This window comes from Thiocystis violascens DSM 198, from assembly GCF_000227745.2.
Classification (GTDB): Bacteria; Pseudomonadota; Gammaproteobacteria; order Chromatiales; family Chromatiaceae; genus Chromatium; species Chromatium violascens.
Window position 1 is genome coordinate 3,896,618 of sequence record NC_018012.1, and the last position, 19,156, is coordinate 3,915,773.

Here is a 19,156-nt window from a genome sequence, read left to right on the forward strand (position 1 = left end):
TCGCCCGACTGCCGCCAGACACCCGACTGGCGCACTGAATTCATCCTTTCCACCTTGCTTGCACAGGCTGTCACCCAATGAATGAGATTGTCTTTTGGATCGCGCCCATCGCCGCCATCGCGGCGTTGGTTTACGCGCGGGGGTTCTATAAGGAAATGATCCGTCAGGATCAGGGCACCGCGCTGATGCAGGAGATCGGCGGCCATGTCAGCCGCGGCGCCATGGCGTATCTTTGGCAGCAGTACAAGATCATGCTCGTGGTTTTCGCCGCGCTGGCCGTGGTGTTCGCCGTGCTGGCCTACCAGTTCCATGTGCAGAGCACCTGGCTGCCGGTCACCTTCCTGTGCGGCGGCTTCTTCTCGGCGCTGGCGGGCTATTTCGGCATGAAGACCGCGACCCAGGCATCCACCCGCACCGCTGCCGCGGCCCGCACCTCGCTGCCGGACGCATTGCGCATCGCCTTCCGTAGCGGCGCGGTCATGGGCCTGGTCGTGGTCGGGCTGGGACTCGGCAATATCGTGTTCTGGTTCATCCTGGCGAATCTGCTGATCCCGGCGGGCGATACCGGCGAGACCCATCGCATGGTGCTCATCACCACCACCACCCTGACCTTCGGCATGGGCGCTTCGCTCCAGGCCATGTTCGCCCGCGTCGGCGGCGGCATCTTCACCAAGGCGGCCGATGTCGGCGCGGATCTGGTTGGCAAGGTCGAGAGCGGCATCCCGGAGGACGACCCACGCAACCCGGCGGTGATTGCGGATAATGTGGGCGATAATGTCGGCGATGTCGCCGGCATGGGCGCCGATCTCTTCGAGTCTTACGTCGGCTCCATTCTGGCCGCGAGCGCGCTGGGCGCAGCGGCGTTCATGCATGATCCAGCGTTGCAGATGAAGGCGGTGGTCGCGCCCATCATGATCGCCGGGCTGGGCATCCTGCTGTCGATCCTTGGAGTCTATCTGGTCAAGACCGAGGAGGGCGCCAACCAGAAACAACTGCTCGACGCGCTCGGGCGCGGCATCAACAGCAGCGCGGCCATGATCGTCGTCGTCTCGCTGGCGTTTCTGTTCCTGCTCGGGATGCCGAACGTTTGGGGGATCTGGGGCGCGGTGATCGCGGGGCTGGTCTCGGGCGTCATCATCGGGCGCTCCACCGAGTATTACACTTCGCCGAGCTATTCGCCGACCCGTCAGATCGCCAGTCAGGCGGAGGGCGGCGCGGCGACGCTGGTCATCGCCGGCATCGGCGTCGGTATGCTATCCACCGCCATCCCGGTGCTGACGGTCGGTGCCGGCACTCTGCTCGCCTTCCTGTTCGCCTCCGGCTTCGATCCCAGTCAGATGAATCAGGGTCTCTATGGCGTGGGTATCGCCGCGGTGGGAATGCTCTCCACCCTCGGGATCACGCTCGCCAGCGACGCCTACGGGCCCATCGCCGACAATGCCGGCGGTAACGCCGAGATGAGCGGTCTGGGACCGGATGTCCGCGCCCGCACCGATGCGCTCGACGCGCTCGGCAATACCACGGCCGCGACCGGCAAGGGTTTCGCGATCGGCTCCGCCGCGCTCACCGCGCTCGCGCTGCTGGCGTCCTATGTCGAGGTGGTCCGGATGGAACTCATCAAGATCGGCACGACGGTGCTGACGCTGGGCCACGGCACGACCGTCCCGACCGATACCGCAACCCTGACCGATTTCATGACCTATTACAGCGTGAATCTGTTGAACCCCACGGTGCTGGTCGGGGTTCTCATCGGCGCCATGGTCGCCTTCGCCTTCAGCGGCATGACCGTGCAGGCGGTGGGGCGCGCCGCGCTTCTGATGGTGGAAGAAGTGCGTCGGCAGTTCCGGGAAGACGCCGGCATCCTCAAGGGCACGTCGCAGCCCGATTATGAACGTTGCGTCGCGATTTCCACCCTCGGCGCGCAACGCGAGATGGTCGTGCCGGCGCTGATCGCGGTGATCGCTCCGGTTGTGACTGGATTGCTGCTGGGCGTGGCGGGCGTCATCGGTCTGCTGGTCGGCGGACTCTCCAGCGGCTTTGTGCTTGCGGTGTTTCTCTCGAATTCCGGCGGTGCCTGGGATAACGCCAAGAAACACATCGAGGCGGGTCATCACGGCGGCAAGAACTCGCGCGCGCACCGGGCGGCGGTGATCGGCGATACCGTCGGCGACCCCTTCAAGGACACCTCGGGACCGAGCCTGAATATCCTGATCAAGCTGATGAGTATCGTCGCCATCATCATGGCGGGGGTGACGGTGACCTACAGCCTGCTGTAGCGGGCTGACTGGTTGCGAGTCGGGAAAGGACGCATCTACCCCTTGGGCGTTAGGCGCCTAAGGGGTTGCCATGTCAGAGCTTGATGGTAGGGCTGATATGACGCATCCCTGCGTCTCGCGGTTGCAATCGACTCAGTGGTGATGATCTTCCAGCGAGCCTTCATGGGCCAGCGGCGTACCAAGTTCCTCGAATTTAAACAGATAGAAGGCACGATGCCCATTGTGGTCCAGAACCCGCAGACTGTCGGATTCCCTGAACCCGTTTGTCACCTTTCTGAAGTGGCCGCCATAACGCTCTTCGGCAAGCGCCAGGGGAATCTCATAGGCCATGAACTTCGGGATACCCTTGTTGGCCAGACGTTCCAGCAAGTCTGGATTTTCAAGCGAGTCATACGACGTCAGGATGACGATCGGTCCACTTCCGGTCATTAACATTGCACATTTCATAAGAATCCAAATCCCCCAAGTTTGATGGCCCGCGCGGGCGGGAATGATAGTGGCGATCAACACGTCCAGCCGGAACGCCCAATGCGCTCATCGCCAAGGCGAACGCAGGGGGCGGGCATTTGCGAGCAGGATTTTATCACCGAAGAGCGCAGTTTCCAGGTGCAATGACAACGTCGGCGGATCATGGCACCCTGTCGCCTTTCTTTTGTTGGATACGCCCCATGTTTCACCCGTTACAACCGATTCGCGCCATTCCCGTCTGGACCCTGGCCGCATCTGTCTGGGCTTTTTCCGCGGTCGCCGCCGCCAATCCCGAGCCCCCGCCAATCATGCCCGATCCGATCGCGCCAGACCATGCGGGCAGCGCCGGGGAACTGTTCACCGAGAGCTTTTTCCTGACGCTCGGCTTCTCCTTCATGATCGGACTGGCCATGGGCTTTGCCCTGAAGGTCGCCTTCAAGATTGCGCTGCTCGTCATTGGCCTGATGCTGCTCGGCGTCTTCGGACTCCAGTATGCCGGACTCGTCGACATCAACTGGTCGGGAGTCGAGGCCCATTACGACGGCTGGATGGCCTGGCTAGGTGCCTTCGCGGGGGTCTTTTTCGCGTTCGTCGGAGACAATCTGACCAGTGGCGCCTCTTTTCTGGCCGGCTTGGCGCTGGGCCTGAAGTATTAGCGCCGCTCGGCAAGCAGGAGCGCGCGCGTCGGCGCGGGTAGTCCTTCGACGGTCCGATTCGGGTCGTGGGGATCGAGATGATCGGGAAGCGACTGAAAACGCATCCAGTCGGTGGGCCGCTGCTCCTCGACTGTCGTGCGACTGACATCGATCACGCGAATCGCCGTGAAGCCGCAGCGACCGAGCCAGACCGAGAGTGCCGCAACGCTGGGAATGAACCAGACATTGCGCATGCTCGCATAGCGTCCCGGCGGCACCAGCACCCGTTCGTCCCCGCCCTCCAGAACCAGCGTCTCCAGCACCAGTTCGCCGCCGGGTCTGAGCAACCGGCACAACTCGCCCAGATGGTCCATGGGCGAGCGGCGATGATAGAGCACGCCCATCGAAAACACTGTATCGAATCCGGTCAGCCCGCCCGGCAGATCCTCGATCCCAAGCGGCAGCACGGTCAACTCGTCGCGCGTCAGATAGCGCTGGATGGCTAGGTACTGCGCCACGAACAGCAGCGTCGGATCGATCCCGAGAACCAGCTCGGCACCTGCGCCGAGCATGCGCCAGCCGTGATAGCCGTTGCCGCAGCCGACATCGAGCACTCGCCGGCCGTCGAGCGGCGCGATGGCATTGGCGAGCCGATCCCATTTCCAGTCCGAGCGCCATTCGGTGTCGATCCGCACGCCATGGATGCAATAGGGGCCTTTGCGCCAGGGATGCAGGCGCATTAGCGCGTCTCGTAACTGCCGTTCGGTTTCCGGGTCAAGCGGATTGCCGGATTGGATGCCGACACAAGCGCGGTCCAGCACCCTCTCGCCGTCTGGTAACTCAGGCAGATCCGACAGTGCGGCATCCCAACGCGCCAGATCGCCATGCGCGCCAGGACCGAGTCGGATCCGCACGGCTTCGGCGAGCGCATCGCCCCAGGGCGCCAGAGGCGTTTGAGCCAGACGCGCGAGAAAGGGTTGGAAATTAAATCGCGTCCCGTCTGACATGCGCCGTTTGAGTCTCGACTCGATCTTGCATGAACCATTTGGCGTCGGTGCGGACGCGCTTTAAAGTGTTACTTTTTTGAATCACTGAAATCGCGTCCGCGCCGACAATCATCGGTCGTGCCAACTTGACGGATTGCACGCAACGCCGCATGCCGTACTGGACGCGATTTCATCAGGCCCATGCGACCCAGGCGACAAAGTTCAGACTCTGATACCAGCGGGCGAATCCGGCAAAACCGGCGGCGGCGAGTCGCTGCTCGTGGGTCTCGACGCTGTCCGGCAGCAGAACCTGTTCCAGCGCCGCGCGTTTACGGCTGATGGCCAGATCGCTATAGCCTTGGGCGCGCTTGAAATCCTCGTGCAGCGCGGTCAGCAAGTCGCCGCCGCGATCGCTCGGCACCAGAATCTTTTCGGCTAGAATCAGCGCGCCGCCCGGTACCAGGCCGGCACGGATGCGTTCGAGCAACTCCAGACGGCGCTCCGGCGCGACGAACTGAAGGGTCAGATTCAGAACGACCAGCGAGGCCTGCTCGATCGGCGCCTCTTCCACGTCCGCATGGAACAATTCGACCCGCTCGCGGCCCGGTAGATCGGCAAGACGCGCGCGCAGACCCGCGATCATGGCGGGCGCATTGTCGACGGCGACGATCCGCACCTCGGGGCCGGTCCGCGCTAGGATCTCGCGGGTAACCGCGCCCAGCGAGCAGCCCAGGTCATAACAGCGGGTTCCGGGGCGCGCCACCCGCCGCGCGATGAGTCCGGTTATGCCGATCAATTCGGCATAACCGGGAACCGAGCGGCGTACCATGTCAGGGAACACCCGCGCGACATCGGCATCGAACCGGAACGGGCTGATCGGTGCGTCGGGGCGGTCGAACAGGTCATCGGATGCGTTGATCGTCATGGCCTTGCATTGTACCTTGGAGCGCGTCCCTCTCCCGCAAAACCATCGTCATAAAACTTGCATCGACGGACGGCGAGCGGTTGTTAGAATGGGATCGATTGACTCGCCCACCACGCCCGACGACCCAGGAATGACGACATGAGCACGAGCGCACTCCAGCCAGAAGTCGATGACGATCTCCACGACGATGACGCCCAGTTCGGAACGGAGGCCGAGACGATGCCCCCGATCCCCGACGATATCGATCTCGACGACCCCAGTCTCTATCTCAATCGTGAGCTGACCTGGCTGGCATTCAACCGGCGCGTGCTCCACGAGGCCGACGATCCGCGCACGCCGCTGCTGGAACGGGTCAAGTTCCTGGCGATCGTCAGCAACAACCTGGACGAGTTTTTCATGAAGCGCATCGGCGGGCTCAAGCAGCAGATTGCCGCTGGCGTGCACACCCCGAGCTTGGATGGCCGCACCCCGCTCCAGCAACTCAAGGAATGTCAGGCGGCAGCCCGTGTCTTCCAGGCCCAGCAGCAGTGCATCTATGACGTTCTGATGGAGGAGCTGGCCGGGCAGGACATCCGCATCACCCATCACGACGAGTTGCCGACCGATGCGCGCGAACGGCTGCGCGAGCATTTCCGCGCCAATATCTTTCCGATGCTCACCCCGCTGGCGATGGATCCGGCGCACCCCTTCCCCTTCATCTCCAACCTGGCGCTGAATCTGCTGGTCACGTTACGCTTTCCGGGCGGACTGGAGGTCTACATGGCCCGCGTCAAGGTGCCGGTGAGCAAGGACGTGTCCAAACGACTGATCCCAGTCGACGGCAGCCACACCTATGTGACCCTCGAAGACCTCATTGTCAACAACCTGGACATGCTGTTTCCGGGCATGGAGATCGTCTCCTGTGCCCTGTTCCGGGTGACCCGCAACGCCATCGTCGAGCCCGACGCGGAGGCGGCCAACGATCTGCTGGAGATGATCGAGACCGAGCTGCGCGAGCGCCATTTCGCGCCCATTGTGCGGCTTGAGGTGCAGCCGGGCATGGAGCCCACCCATCGCGGCATGCTGGCCGCCGAGCTGGGTCTGAACGAGGACGAGGACGTGTTCGAGGTGGAGGGCATGATGGCCCTGCGCGATCTGTTCGAGCTGGCCGGCATCGACAAACCGGAGCTGCACGATAAGCCTCATCGTCCGGTGGATCATCCGCTGCTGGCCAACGACCGGCGCAACATCTTCCATATCGTCCGCGAAAACGGCCCCATCCTGCTCCAGCATCCCTACCAGCCCTTCAGCACTACGGTGGAGCGCTTCCTGCGCACCGCCGCCGAGGATCCCAAGGTGCTGGCGATCAAGATGACCCTCTATCGCACCTCCGCCGGCGCCATCCTGGATTCGCTGATCGAGGCCGCGCGCAACGGCAAGCAGGTCGCTGTGCTGGTCGAACTCAAGGCGCGCTTCGACGAGGCGGCCAACATCGGCTGGGCGCGCCGGCTGGAGGCCGAGGGCATCCACGTCAACTATGGCGTCATGGGACTCAAGACCCATAGCAAACTCATTTTCATCGTGCGCCGCGACTATGCCCAACTGCGCCGTTACTACCATATCGGCACCGGCAACTATCACGCGGGCACCGCCAAGCTCTACACGGATCTTGGCATGCTCGGTTGCGACGAGGACATCGGCCAGGATCTGACCGAACTCTTCAACTATCTGACCGGCTACTCGCCGCCGCCGAGCTACCGCAAGATCCTGGCCGCGCCCTACAACCTCAAGCGCGGTATCGTCGACAAGATCAACCGCGAGATCGAGCAGCACAAGCGCAACGGCGATGGCCTGATCCAGATGAAGATGAACGCGCTGGAGGATGCCGACATCACCCGCGCGCTCTACAAGGCCAGCCGCGCCGGGGTGCAGGTTGATCTCATCATCCGCGACACCTGCCGCTTCCGTCCCGGATTGCCCGGCATCAGCGAGAAAGCGCGCGTCGTCAGCATCGTCGGGCGTTTTCTGGAGCACGGACGGATCATCTATTTCCGCAACGGCGGCGAGGAGGAGTATTACATCGGCTCCGCGGACATGATGGGCCGCAACCTGGATAGCCGGGTCGAGGTCCATGCCCCGGTGGAGAATCCCGAACTGCGCCAGGAACTGCGTCTGATTCTGGACGTGCAGTTCGCCGACACCCGCTCCGCCTGGGACATGGACGCGGACGGCAACTACACCCAGCGCACCCCCGAGGACGACAGCACCAAGGGAGCGCAGGAGACCTTGATCGGGGTGGCCGAAAAACGTCTCGCCGCCGCCGCCAAGCATAAGGAGAAGAAGGTCCGCTCCAAGCTATTGAGCCATTTTCAATGGCGGCTGAGAGACCGGAATCTGACGTAAGGAAGGGCGCCAAAGCAACCCCCAGCATGATGCTTGGCGCCGGAGGCTCGGATCGGCCGCGCACCTGGCGGGCGCGCATCGCCAATGATCGCCATCCCGGATGGTTCGGGAGTTGCCCCCGCAGGCGTCGAGCTTCGGGTCATTGGCGGTCATGCCCACAAATGGCCCAATGAAAACGCGATGGCGTCGAACGGCGGCTGGCGGACACTGTCGACTTCTTTCAGGGTGTCAAGCAGCAGCCAGTGTCGGTTGTCCTGGAGCGCATAGACTTCCAGCGTGCGTGCACTCGGGTCGACCAGCCACAGATGCGCCACGCCTTCCCGCGCATAAAGCGGCATGTTGATCGCCCGATCGATCTTGGCGGTCGAGGGCGACAGGATTTCGCCGACCAGGTACTCGGGCAGGGCGAGAATGTCGTCGTAGCAGGCGTCGCGATGTGCCACTTGAGACAAGGAATGAACCTCATGACAGGGAATCGGTCGAGCACTCAGACCGCTGGAGCGGTAGGACGGTCAGCTAAAGGTTAGCAGAATCCCCGCGCTGGCAAGCCGTTCGGCTTCCTGCTCCAACTCCAGTTGAGTCAGCGGATGACGGGCAAGCCAATCGTCCGGAAAGCTCAGGGCGAGCCGCTCGCCATCCGCCAGCAAGGTCGGGCTGGGTTTGTTCGCCGCGGAGCGACCGCGATGCAGGAGCGCCGCCAGACGCAGGATCACGCACAGACGGCGGGCACACGCCTGTTCCGCCTTGGGCAGCGCCGCGAACTCCTGCACCGGAAATTTGCGCCGGTGACCCAGCACCAGCGCCGCGAGCACCATCTGTTCCTGCCGGGAGAAGCCCGCGAGATCCGCGTTGCGCAATAGATAGGCGCCATGCTTCTGATATTGACTATGGGCCACCATGACGCCGATTTCGTGCAGCCGGGCCGCCCAGGACAGCATGAGCGGATGATCGGGGTCGTTTAGCGCCCAGGGGGTCGCGAGTTGGCGGTAGACCACGAGGGCGGTGGCCTGGACACGCCGGCCATGGACCGGGTCGATCTGAAATTGTCGGCAGAGCGTCGCGACGGTGCGCTCGCGCACATCCTCGTGCTGATGACGCCCCATCATTTCATAAATCACGCCCTCCCGAAGGGCGTAGTCGGAAACCTGCATATGTTCGATCCCGAGCGCATCGAAGACCGATCGCAAGACGGCCACGCCGCCCGCGAAGACCGGTTTGCGCTCTTCGGTTAGTCCCTTCAGGGTGATGTTGGAGGTCTTCTCGGCTTCGACCAGCGCGCGGCTCAGGCGGGTCAGGGATTCGGCGGAAATGCCGTCATCGCACCAACCCTCGGCATTGACCACGGCCGCGATGGAGCGGATGGTTCCCGAACTGCCGACGGCCTTCCGCCAGCCAGTCCGGCGGAACAGCTCGCGGATCGGCCTGACTTCCAGCGCGCCCGCCAATTCCGCCTTCTGCATCGACTTGGCCGCGATGCGTCCATCCGAGAAATATTTGCGCGAAAGGCTGACGCAGCCCATGTGCAGGCTTTCGCGCAAGCGCGGCGAGAAGCCCTGACCGACGATGATCTCGGTGCTGCCGCCGCCGATATCGACCACCAGCCGACGTTCGCTGCCCGCCGCCAGTCCGTGCGCGACACCCAGATAGATCAGGCGCGCCTCTTCGCGTCCGGCAATGACATCGATGGGATGGCCGAGCGCGGCCTCGGCGCGTTCGACAAAGCCCGTATCCGGCCGCAACTGTCTCAGGGTATTGGTGCCGACCGCGCGCACGCTGCCGGCGGGGAAGGCACGCAGGCGCTGGCCGAACCGCTCCAGGCAGGCAAGCGCGCGCTCGGCGACCTCGGGTGCCAGCGATTTGTCCTCGCCCAGCCCTTCGCCGAGACGCACCATCTCCCGCAGCCGGTCGGTGATCCGCATATGGCCGTCGTCGAGTTGGGCGACAATCATGTGAAAACTGTTGGAACCGAGATCGACTGCCGCGACGATTTCGCGCGGCGGGTTGTCGGTTGCCTGGTTGAATTCTTCAGGCATGAGAGGAGGTCCAGCGCCGGGAATGGGTTCGCATGGTAACAGAATCCCGCAAGGGGCAGGGCGGCGCGGCTTCGCGGATTTCCGCAGCCGTGTCTTGATGCGGGAGGAAGTTTGATGAAAAATCTTTTCTTTTGCCGCAATTTCTGGTATACGCCCCGCTGAATGATTGCCTTGTAACACCCTGAGGTATTGGGACATGCTGGACACTGAAAATAGCTATGGGCAGGAAGTCAACGAGCGGATTCCGCCGATGACGGCCCAGGAGTCGCGCGGTCAGGCGGCAAGCCTGGATATTCGCAGGCGGATCGAACATATGCGCGAGATCAAGCGATTGCGCGAGCTGCTGGACGATCCGGAGTTCGATGAGTTGAGTTAAGTCCGAGTGCGCCAGAGACTCTCAATGGCGGTAATCCTCCAAGGTATAACGCTCGCCTGCGGGCTGGACGCGCATAGCATGCCGCGCGGATGAAGGGTTGGTTGCGACGCTCGCCGCTTCTGCCCAAACCGCTTGGCTTGACAGGCCAAGTTTGCGATAACGGGGATGTTAAGACAATTTCCGCAAAAAACCATCGCGGGATTTTCCGAACGCGGCGTTAGCACCCCTCGCGTCGCTCCTCACGCGCAATCGCCCGCCGGCGACGAGTCCGCCGGCGCTTCTCGCGGCGCGCGCCGTAACCGAATCTCCAGCGGCTCGCGCGCGGACAGGTGAACATCGCGCTGCGGGAAGGCCATCAGTAATCCATGCTGGGCAAAGGATTCATAGATGGCCTGGTGCAGCTCGGTGATGACGCCGATCCGTCCATCGAGCGAGTCCAGATAGCAACGCAGAATCACGGTCAGCGCGTTGTCACCGAAACCCTCGAAGCTGACCAGGGGAGCCGGATCCTCGAGTACCTTGGCGTTTTGCTCGGCGACCTGTGTCAGGAGCGAGAGCGCTAGTTTGGTATCGCTGCCATATTCGATGCCGATCGGAATACTGACGCGGTTCTGCTGATCGGTCAGGGTCCAGTTCAACAGCCGCTCGGTGATGAATTCCTTGTTGGGCACCAACAATTCCTGCTTATCCCAGTTGCGGATGGTGGTGGCACGAATCTGGATATTGGTCACCACGCCCGTGGTCTCGCCGATGGTCACGATGTCGCCAACCCGCACTGGGCGCTCGAAGAGGATGATGAGACCGCTGATGAAGTTGGCGACGATCTCCTGGAGACCGAAGCCGATGCCGACGCTCAAGGCGGCGACCAGCCACTGCACCTGCGACCAACTCAGTCCTAAGGTGCTGAAGGCGAGCAAAAAGGCGACTGCGGTGATGAAATAGCTCGCCAGGGTTTTGATGGCATAGCGTCCCCCGGCGGACACCGAGGCGCTCTGGAGTAACAGGATTTCCAGGAGCGCGGGCAGGTTCCTGGCCGCGACCGTCGCGATAAAGATGATCACCAACACCAGGCCAACATCCGCCGCGGTGACGGGGATCCGTTGTTCGCTGCCGTCGACCATGCCGGTGTAATGCCAAAGCGCAAACTCCTCGAACACCGTAAAGGCTGGCAGCACATCGGACCAGGTTAGCCAGAGTCCGATAAAGGCGCTGAAGAAGATCGAGGCATTGATCAGTCGGCGAGTCTGCTCGTCCAGCGCGGCGAGATCGGGTTCCGGCTCTTCCGCCGGCGAGACCTCCGAGGCGGGCGCCCCCTCGGTCCGCTCGGCCTCCGCCAGGGCGCGTCGCGTCGCCTGTCGGTCGAGCGCGGCCTGCAGGGCCAGCCGGCGCCGGGTGACGATTAGCCAGCGCACGATCGATTGATGCAGCACCACGAGGGCCAGCACGAGCCAGGTCTGATAGACCAGCGATTGAAACAGCACGCCGGCGGTATAGACATACCCGAGCAGCGCCAGGCCGGCCAGGGCCAAAGGCCCGCCGACGATGAAGGGAAACCAGAGATGGCGCAGACGGTTGAGCCAGCCATTCGGTTGCGCCGCGAGCATCCGGTTGAGGACACCGCGCTCGGGATGCAGCAGACGGGCGAAAAAGATCGCGAAGCCGAGCATGCTGGCAACCAGCGTCAGGCGTCCCAGGCTGCCGGTGTAGGCGGGATCGTTATGATGGTAGATCGCGACGGTGATCAAGGCGATGGGAATGACATAGAGGCTAAACCAGTCGAAATCGCGCCGGAGCCTCTTGAGGGTCTCGCTGCTCCAGCGGAAATGCCGATCGGCGACGCCGCCCGGAATGCAGAGCATGCGAAAAGCCCGCAGATAATACAGCCCGAAGGAGACTTCGGCGAGCGCGGCCCCGAAGGCGCGCGTAAAGGCAGTGGCGTCCACCGAGAGGAGCAACTGCTGGCCCAGCACCCAGGCCAGCAACGGCAGCGGCAGGGCCGCCAGCAGGGTCAGTCCGATGGCCTGGAGCGTAAAGCGGAGATGATCGGTACGCACCCGCCGCAAGGGTTCGGCGGTGGCGCGGATCGCGCGCCGGAGGGACGAAACTTCCCAGAACAACAGCGCGACGCCGCCGAGCCCCAGCCAGAACGGGAACGCGTGCCGGATCCGCTCGGCGAGAACCTCCGCGACCTCCAGCCAGCCATCCCAGGAAAAAACCCAGGCCACGGCGGCGGGCAGCGCGCGCAGGGTATCCAGATTCACCATCGTGGTACTGCGGACCCAGAGCAGTCGTTCGGCCAGGAAGTCATCGTAGACGCCGGCGCTCAGGACGACCTGCTCGGCGGCATAATTCAACTCGCCAAGTTGGCGGATGTAATCGTCTTCGATGGTCAGCGCCTGAGCGATCAGGGATTTGCGCTGCTGAAGCGTTTCGGCAAGCGCGCGCCGGACCTCGGGTTTGCGTGCGGACTCGTCGTTCGCGCTCAGTTCCCCGAGATAACGGTCGAGATCGCGAATCCGACGTTCCTCCTCGCGGTAGCGAATCTGTCTCAGCGTCGCCTCGGCGATTTCGTCCTCCCGCGCATCGATGGTCTTGCGATACTGACGCAGATCGGGAAGCTGATTGCGCCGGTCGAGCAGCACCTGACCCAATGCCTTGCTCAGTCCAGCCGCCTCCAGGCGCTGTTTCGCGCCGCGAAAATCGTCCTCGATGCGCTTGCGTTCGGCCTCGATCCGAGTCAGTTCGCCGCTCAGTCCGTCGAGTTTCCCGGCGAGTTTGCCCAATGAGTCGGTAATGTCCGTGTTTTTTTGAGTTTCCTCGCGCACCAGGCGGTGCTTGTCCTCGGCGGCCAGCCGGGCTTCTTCCGAGGCCATCCGCGCCGCCTCGGCCTCGGCCGTGCGGCGTTTGTTCTGCAGATCCTCCAGCAACCCCTGACGGACTTTCAGACGCTGCAACGACTGCGCGGCCTGATCGCGCTGCGCCTTGTAGAGCGACTCGCGGACCGATTGACTGAGCAACTCCTGTTCGATCATGCGGCCCTCGGCCCAAAGTGCCGCGCGCTGGGTCTCCAGCGCCCAGCGTCGCGCCTGCGCAAGTTCGGGCGCCTCGCCCGCGCCGGGCGTTTGGCGCAGGTCGGCGTCGATCTGGTCAAGCTGCTGTTTCAACTCGGTCAAGCGCACGCGGGCCGCAGATGAGCGATCCACGATGCCATCGATCAGCTTCTCGAATTCGCCGACACGGGTTTCCTCGATCGCCGCATCGGCCAGCACCTTGCTCAGCCGCTGATTGATCTCCAGGGTCGGCAGGGTGTCCGGGATCTTTTCGGTCCGATCATCCACGCGGGATGCGTCTTGCTCCAGTTGTTTCAGGATGGCCGCGGTCGTCTGCGGAGCCGTCTTGAGCGATTGCGCGAAGTCGTCGGCCTTGGCGGTGAAATTGTTCGCGTCCTCCAGGTTCGATTGGGCGCGGCGATACTGCTCGATCAAACCCGACTTCGCGGCCTTGGCCGCTTCGTCCAGTCCGGTCGCGGACTCGGCTTCGGCGATCTTGCTGGCGAGCTGACTGGCGCTGGGAAGGGTGTCGGGACCGTTCGAGGGCTGTGCCGCAGTCGCCATGGCCGCGATCAGCAGCAGAATCAGCAAGGCACCCGCGATGCGTCGAGCCGGCTTGGATGCGCGCGTCGCTGACGCGGCAATCGCTGGGCGAGCGCCGCCCCGCAACACTGAAAAAAACGACAAGGTTTTACCTCACTGAATCTGGATGGTCCGCGGTTGACCGATACTTGGTGTCCGGTGCGCGGGCGGCGCTCAGAGCGACTTGATGAACACCTTGGAATTACGCTGAAAATTGTACAGAGCCTGCTTTTCCATCGGTAGCTCGTCGAGCCTGGCGGGTTGGAATCCACGCTCCTGAAACCAGTGCGCCGTCTGGGTCGTCAGTACGAACAACCGCCGGATCTGGCGCGCGCGGGCGAGTTCTTCCATGTGTTCGAGCAGACGGTCGCCGCGTCGCGCGCCCCGATAGTTCTGATGCACCGCGAGACAGGCCAGTTCGGCCATGCCGTCGCCCGGATACCCGTAGAGCGCGGCGCAGGCCGTCACCAGGCCGTCGCGCTCGGTTAGCACGAAGCGGTCGATCTCGGTCTCCAAACGCTCGCGCGAGCGGCGCACCAGCACGCCGCGTTCCTCCAGCGGGCGCAGAAGCTCCAGGATCCCGGCGACATCGTCGATGCGCGCCGGGCGCAGATCCTCGAAGGGTTCGGCCGAGATCAGCGTGCCGCTGCCGTCGCGGGTGAAGAGTTCGCGCAGCAGCGCGCCATCCTGACGGCGCGCGACCAGATGGACGCGCCGAATCCCATTGCGACAGGCATCGGCCCCGGCGTGCAGACAGGCGGCAACCTCCCTGGGTAGCGTGGGATTGCCGGTCAGCAGGTCATCGACATCGCGCGCGAGCAGATTCGGCGCGAGCCGATCAGCCTCGCTGGCGTCGGCCTGTTCGACCAGAAAAATCAGTTTGTCGGCTCCCAGCGCCACCGCAGTGCCGCGGGCCACGTCCGCCGCGCTCAGATTGAACACCTCGCCGGTGGGCGAATAACCCAGAGGGGGCATCAGGGCGACCGCGCCCTGATCGAGCATCGCCCGCAGGGTGCGGTGGTCGACCCGCCGCACCGCGCCCGTGTGTCCGTGGTCGACGCCCCCGATCACGCCCAGCGGGCGGGCGGTGACAAAGTTGCCGGAGACGACCGGGATGCGCACCCCGGCCATGGGCGAGTTGGCGAGCCCCAGCGACAGCAGCGCCTCGATCTCGACCCGCACCGCTCCGGCGGCCTCCTTGACGCAGGCGAGCGCCGTGGCGTCCGTCACCCGCAGGCCATTGACATAGCGCAGTTGTGCTCCCCGGCTGGCCAGACGGGACTCGATCTGCGGGCGCGCGCCATGCACCAGTACCAGCCGGATCCCGAATCCGTGGAGTAGGGCGATGTCATGCACCAGATTCGGAAAGCGGACATCGGCGACCGCCTCGCCGCCGAAGGCGATGACAAAGGTCCGGCCGCGATGGGCGTGGATATAGGGCGTAGCCTGGCGCATCCAGTCCACGAACGGGTCGCGGCCCTGGTCGGTGTCGACCGGAGCGGAAGTCGGAGCAGACACTTCTGTATTGCCTCGTCGGAGAATGTTGGAAGGATTCGGAAATCAGGGATGCGCGACCGACAACGGGGCGGGCGAGACGTTCCTCTCCCGGCGTTTCATTCGATCCCGAGCCTCGCCAGACGGTAGCGCAGCGATTTCGGCGTCATCTTCAGCCTCTTGCTCGCCGCGGCCTGGTCCCAGTGGGTCGCGTCGAGCGCATTGAGGATTTCCCGCTTCTCGATCTCGCGTAAAGATTCTTCCAGGGGAACCGTCTCGTCCACGGCGTCCGTCGAGACTGCGGGCGCTTCCGTCCGGGGTAGGTAGAGATCCGCGACATCGATCCGCTCGCCCTCGCACAGCGCCAGGGCGCGTTCCAGGATATTTTCCAGTTCGCGAACGTTGCCGGGGAAGGCGTACCGCGTCAGCGCCTCGATCGCCTCGGCCGACAATGTCAGGGCGGGCCGGTCGCCCTGCCGGCTGGCGAGTCGCTGGAGCAAGCGGTCCGCGAGCAGCGGTATATCCCGTGGCCGTTCGCGCAGTGCCGGCATCCGTAGCTCGATGACGTTGATGCGATAAAAGAGGTCTTGGCGGAAGCGCCCCCGCTCAACCTCCTCCGTCAGATCGCGATGACTGGCGCTGATGATACGCGCGTCCACCGCAACCTCGCGTTGAGCGCCAACGGGACGCACGCTCTTCTCCTGGATTGCGCGCAACAGCTTGACCTGCGTCGCCAGGGGCAGATCCGCGACCTCGTCGAGGAAGAGCGTCCCGCCCTCGGCGGTCTGGAACAGCCCTTCCTTATCGCTGATCGCCCCGGTGAAACTGCCCTTTTTGTGCCCGAACAACTCGCTCTCCACCAGATCCTGGGGGATGGCGCCGCAGTTCACGGCCACGAACCGGCCTTCGCGATGCGGTCCCTGCGCATGAATCAGCCGGGCCGCCAGTTCCTTGCCCGTCCCGCTCTCACCGGTGATGAAGACCGGCGCCTGATTGCGGGCCAGCTTGACGATCAGTTGCCGGATCCGCTCCATCGCGGCCGACTCGCCCAGGAGTTGCGGTCCCGTGTCGCCGCGCTCGTCGTCGCTGGCCGAGACATGCCCGCGCAGCTTAAGGGCCGAACCGACGAGCCGGCGCAACAGTTGGAGGTCGACCGGCTTGGACACGAAATCGAAGGCGCCCGCCTTCATCGCCGCGACCGCCGATTCCATGCTGCCGTGCGCGGTGATCATCGCCACGGGAATCTGCGGATACTGCTCGCCGATCTGACGGATCAGATCGATCCCGCTGCCATCGGGCAGATTCATGTCGGTCAGACAGAGATCGAACTGGCCGCGCTCCAGGTGCCGCCGGGCCTCGGCGAGCGTCAGCGCGGTCACGGCCTGCACGTCCATCCGCGCGAGCGTGATCTTCAGCAGTTCGAGGAGATCGGCTTCGTCATCGACGACGAGCGCCTGGGCCTTGTTCATGACTGCCCGCCTCCTGCTTGAGCGCTAAGGGTACGCATCGCGTTTTTCATTTCTTCGACTAACATGATTTTCACCTGATCGTCAAAGCCAAAAAACACCCGACAGCCATTCCAGGCATGATTTGATGGAGCGAAAAACCCAAACGAATCATACCCGCCGAGAAGGATTTCCGGTAAAGTCTTTCCCCTAAACCGCCTAACCGCGGTAGCATCGCGACCCGGTTCCCCAACCCTGTAGCTCAGCTTTCCGACCCTGGCGATGCAGGCTCATGCGCTTGGCGCGCGATCTCGGATCGTCTCCGGGATCGGCCGTTTGACCGAAGAAAGTAGCGATTGAACCCGCGTCGCCGAGACGTGACCGATTGATTTTCACCAACACCTCGCCACCGAGGAGCGTTGCGACCCGAATCGAGCTGATTCGGGCCAGGCTCGGCGGCAGGGTCGACTTTTCCAACGGCGCTCACTCACGATTCATCGAGACTTGATTAACCATGAGTGAGTTTACCGATTACAAGGTTGCCGATCTGTCCCTGGCCGATTTCGGACGCAAGGAAATGGTCATCGCCGAGACCGAGATGCCGGGTCTGATGGCCCTGCGCCAGAAGTTCGGCGCCTCCAAGCCGCTGGCCGGCGCGCGCATCACCGGCAGTCTGCACATGACCATCCAGACCGCGGTGCTGATCGAGACCCTGGTCGAACTCGGCGCCCAGGTGCGCTGGTGTTCGTGCAACATCTTCTCGACCCAGGACCATGCCGCCGCCGCCATCGCCGCCGCCGGGATCCCGGTCTATGCCTGGAAGGGCGAGACCCTGGACGAATACTGGTGGTGCACCGAGCAGGTGCTGAACTGGCCCGATGGCGCCGGCCCCAACATGATCCTGGACGACGGCGGCGATGCCACCCTGATCGTGCACAAGGGCGTGGAATACGAGAAGGCCGGCGCGATTCCCGCGCCGACCGCCGGCGACAGCGAGGAATGGGGCTCCATTCTGGGGCTCCTGAACCGGACCTTCGCGCGCAACCCGCGGCACTGGCACGCCATCGCCAAGGACATCAAGGGCGTCACCGAGGAGACCACCACCGGCGTGCATCGGCTCTATCAGATGCACCGCGAGGGGCAACTGCTGTTCCCGGCGATGAACGTCAACGACTCGGTCACCAAGTCCAAGTTCGATAACCTCTACGGCTGTCGCGAGTCGCTGGTGGACGCGATCAAGCGCGCCACCGATGTCATGATCGCGGGCAAGCTGGCGCTGGTGTGCGGCTTCGGCGACGTGGGCAAGGGCTCGGCGGCCTCGCTGCGTGGGCTGGGCGCGACCGTCTGGGTGACCGAGATCGATCCGATCTGCGCGCTCCAGGCCGCGATGGAAGGCTATCGGGTGGTCCGTATCGAGGACGTGGTGTCCATGATGGACATCTTCGTGACCACCACCGGCAACACCGACATCATCACCCATGATCACATGGTGGCGATGAAGGATCAGGCCATCGTCTGCAACATCGGGCACTTCGACAACGAGATTCAGGTCTACAGCCTGAAGCAGTACGAGTGGGTCAACATCAAGCCGCAGGTGGATCAGATCGTCTTCCCGGACGGTCACCGCATCACTTTGCTGGCCGAGGGGCGGCTGGTCAATCTGGGCTGCGCCACCGGTCATCCGAGCTTCGTGATGTCCAACAGCTTCACCAATCAGGTGCTGGCGCAGATCGAGATCTTCACCAAGCCCGAGGAATATCCGATCGGCGTCTATGTGCTGCCCAAGCATCTGGATGAAGACGTGGCGCGGCTGCATCTCGATAAGATCGGCGTCAAGCTGACCACGCTCACCCAAAAGCAGGCGGATTATATTGGCGTGGCGGTCGCGGGGCCGTATAAGGCCGAGAATTATCGGTATTGATCGAAATCGCTTCTCTCCTCCCTTGCGGGGGAGAGAGCTTGAATGAATGCTTGGCCGCTCGGAAACACGCATGAGCCTGTCCATGACGACACTCCTTCAAGCCAGCGAGCTTGGCATTCGTCTCGAAATCGTCAACGGCCTCCCGATTTGGGAGGCGCAGCCGGTTTATCGTCATCAAAAACACATTGATCGTATTGCGCGAAGCATCGTCAAACCAGCCGCCGGTCAGGCGGCCTGCGAATGCGTGCATGCCATCGATGTCTATATTCAGTTTCCAACCGGACTCAAGCGACCCGACATTTCGATTTTCTGCCGCGAACCGAGCGAGGACGAGCAGGATTCGGCATTGACCATGATTCCCGAGGCTGTGATCGAGGTGGTCAGCAAAGGCTATGAGGCCAAGGATTTAGAGATTGGACCACCCTTTTATCTATCCCAGGGCGTCAAGGATGTCATCGTTTTCGATCCGCTGACGTTATTGGTTCTGCATGTCCGCAAGGATCGTGCGACACGACAGGTTTCTCCAGTGACGATTGAATTGGAATGCGGCTGTTCACTGATCGCATGATGCGCGAGTCGCGAG

14 protein-coding genes and 1 riboswitch are annotated in these 19,156 nt (G+C 63.2%); of the genes, 6 read left to right on the top strand and 8 right to left on the bottom strand.

Going from position 1 to position 19,156, the window contains the following annotated elements; genetic code table 11:
* Positions 1–77: 77 nt before the first annotated feature.
* Positions 78–2,276 (top strand): sodium-translocating pyrophosphatase, encoded by a 2,199-nt coding sequence (locus THIVI_RS17285; RefSeq protein ID WP_014779827.1) that lies wholly within the window; start codon positions 78–80, stop codon positions 2,274–2,276.
* A gap of 132 nt (positions 2,277–2,408) precedes the next feature.
* Here the strand turns inward: THIVI_RS17285 and THIVI_RS17290 are convergent, their stop codons facing one another.
* The gene (locus tag THIVI_RS17290; protein ID WP_245537302.1) at positions 2,409–2,786 is read right to left on the bottom strand and encodes a hypothetical protein; all 378 of its coding nucleotides are present in this window, start codon (positions 2,784–2,786) and stop codon (positions 2,409–2,411) included.
* A gap of 158 nt (positions 2,787–2,944) precedes the next feature.
* Here THIVI_RS17290 and THIVI_RS17295 point away from each other — a divergent pair, with 158 nt between their 5' ends.
* Complete coding sequence (locus tag THIVI_RS17295) at positions 2,945–3,400, top strand: FUN14 domain-containing protein (protein WP_014779829.1); 456 nt, start codon at positions 2,945–2,947, stop codon at positions 3,398–3,400.
* On the opposite strand, the gene cmoB is transcribed toward THIVI_RS17295, so the two are convergent.
* Positions 3,397–4,386 carry a tRNA 5-methoxyuridine(34)/uridine 5-oxyacetic acid(34) synthase CmoB gene (cmoB, locus tag THIVI_RS17300; RefSeq protein WP_014779830.1) on the bottom strand — a complete coding sequence of 330 codons (990 nt, stop codon included), beginning with the start codon at positions 4,384–4,386 and terminating at the stop codon, positions 3,397–3,399. The genes THIVI_RS17295 and cmoB overlap by 4 nt on opposite strands.
* Positions 4,387–4,558: 172 nt before the next feature.
* Positions 4,559–5,290, bottom strand: a complete 732-nt coding sequence (gene cmoA / locus THIVI_RS17305) for a carboxy-S-adenosyl-L-methionine synthase CmoA (RefSeq protein WP_014779831.1) — start codon at positions 5,288–5,290, stop codon at positions 4,559–4,561.
* Positions 5,291–5,428: 138 nt separating this feature from the next.
* Here cmoA and ppk1 point away from each other — a divergent pair, with 138 nt between their 5' ends.
* Entirely contained in the window at positions 5,429–7,672 is a 2,244-nt protein-coding gene (gene ppk1, locus THIVI_RS17310; protein WP_014779832.1) for a polyphosphate kinase 1, read from the top strand.
* A gap of 149 nt (positions 7,673–7,821) precedes the next feature.
* Here ppk1 and THIVI_RS17315 read toward each other — a convergent pair whose 3' ends face one another.
* Positions 7,822–8,115, bottom strand: coding sequence for a Uma2 family endonuclease (locus THIVI_RS17315; protein WP_052315061.1), 294 nt, complete (start codon positions 8,113–8,115; stop codon positions 7,822–7,824).
* A 69-nt stretch (positions 8,116–8,184) separates the two neighbouring features.
* Positions 8,185–9,705 (bottom strand): exopolyphosphatase, encoded by a 1,521-nt coding sequence (gene ppx / locus THIVI_RS17320; protein ID WP_014779833.1) that lies wholly within the window; start codon positions 9,703–9,705, stop codon positions 8,185–8,187.
* A 196-nt stretch (positions 9,706–9,901) separates the two neighbouring features.
* On the opposite strand from ppx, the gene THIVI_RS17325 reads away from it, so the two are divergent.
* Complete coding sequence (locus tag THIVI_RS17325; RefSeq protein ID WP_014779834.1) at positions 9,902–10,081, top strand: PA3496 family putative envelope integrity protein; 180 nt, start codon at positions 9,902–9,904, stop codon at positions 10,079–10,081.
* 239 nt (positions 10,082–10,320) lie between these two features.
* On the opposite strand, the gene THIVI_RS17330 is transcribed toward THIVI_RS17325, so the two are convergent.
* From THIVI_RS17330 to THIVI_RS17340, 3 genes are all read right to left on the bottom strand, one after another.
* Positions 10,321–13,818, bottom strand: coding sequence for a mechanosensitive ion channel domain-containing protein (locus THIVI_RS17330; protein WP_014779835.1), 3,498 nt, complete (start codon positions 13,816–13,818; stop codon positions 10,321–10,323).
* A 69-nt stretch (positions 13,819–13,887) separates the two neighbouring features.
* A complete protein-coding gene (gene argA / locus THIVI_RS17335) occupies positions 13,888–15,231 on the bottom strand; it encodes an amino-acid N-acetyltransferase (RefSeq protein ID WP_014779836.1) in 1,344 nt (447 codons plus the stop codon).
* Positions 15,232–15,326: 95 nt separating this feature from the next.
* Positions 15,327–16,676 (bottom strand): sigma-54-dependent transcriptional regulator, encoded by a 1,350-nt coding sequence (locus THIVI_RS17340; protein WP_014779837.1) that lies wholly within the window; start codon positions 16,674–16,676, stop codon positions 15,327–15,329.
* Between the two features lie 381 nt (positions 16,677–17,057).
* Positions 17,058–17,144: riboswitch (S-adenosyl-L-homocysteine riboswitch) on the top strand.
* A gap of 22 nt (positions 17,145–17,166) precedes the next feature.
* Between THIVI_RS17340 and ahcY the strand changes: the two genes are divergently transcribed.
* Together ahcY and THIVI_RS17350 are read left to right on the top strand one after the other, a co-directional pair.
* Complete coding sequence (gene ahcY / locus THIVI_RS17345) at positions 17,167–18,573, top strand: adenosylhomocysteinase (protein WP_014779838.1); 1,407 nt, start codon at positions 17,167–17,169, stop codon at positions 18,571–18,573.
* A 70-nt stretch (positions 18,574–18,643) separates the two neighbouring features.
* A complete protein-coding gene (locus THIVI_RS17350) occupies positions 18,644–19,141 on the top strand; it encodes a Uma2 family endonuclease (protein ID WP_014779839.1) in 498 nt (165 codons plus the stop codon).
* Positions 19,142–19,156: the final 15 nt, after the last annotated feature.

Bases quoted from the DNA above. Each gene is read 5' to 3' on its own strand.
- THIVI_RS17325 (WP_014779834.1), top strand. From the start codon at position 9,902: ATGCTGGACACTGAAAATAGCTATGGGCAGGAAGTCAACGAGCGGATT.
- THIVI_RS17295 (WP_014779829.1), top strand. From the start codon at position 2,945: ATGTTTCACCCGTTACAACCGATTCGCGCCATTCCCGTCTGGACCCTG.
- THIVI_RS17285 (WP_014779827.1), top strand. From the start codon at position 78: ATGAATGAGATTGTCTTTTGGATCGCGCCCATCGCCGCCATCGCGGCG.
- cmoA (WP_014779831.1), bottom strand. From the start codon at position 5,290: ATGACGATCAACGCATCCGATGACCTGTTCGACCGCCCCGACGCACCG.
- ppx (WP_014779833.1), bottom strand. From the start codon at position 9,705: ATGCCTGAAGAATTCAACCAGGCAACCGACAACCCGCCGCGCGAAATC.
- cmoB (WP_014779830.1), bottom strand. From the start codon at position 4,386: ATGTCAGACGGGACGCGATTTAATTTCCAACCCTTTCTCGCGCGTCTG.
- THIVI_RS17350 (WP_014779839.1), top strand. From the start codon at position 18,644: ATGAGCCTGTCCATGACGACACTCCTTCAAGCCAGCGAGCTTGGCATT.
- ahcY (WP_014779838.1), top strand. From the start codon at position 17,167: ATGAGTGAGTTTACCGATTACAAGGTTGCCGATCTGTCCCTGGCCGAT.
- THIVI_RS17340 (WP_014779837.1), bottom strand. From the start codon at position 16,676: ATGAACAAGGCCCAGGCGCTCGTCGTCGATGACGAAGCCGATCTCCTC.
- ppk1 (WP_014779832.1), top strand. From the start codon at position 5,429: ATGAGCACGAGCGCACTCCAGCCAGAAGTCGATGACGATCTCCACGAC.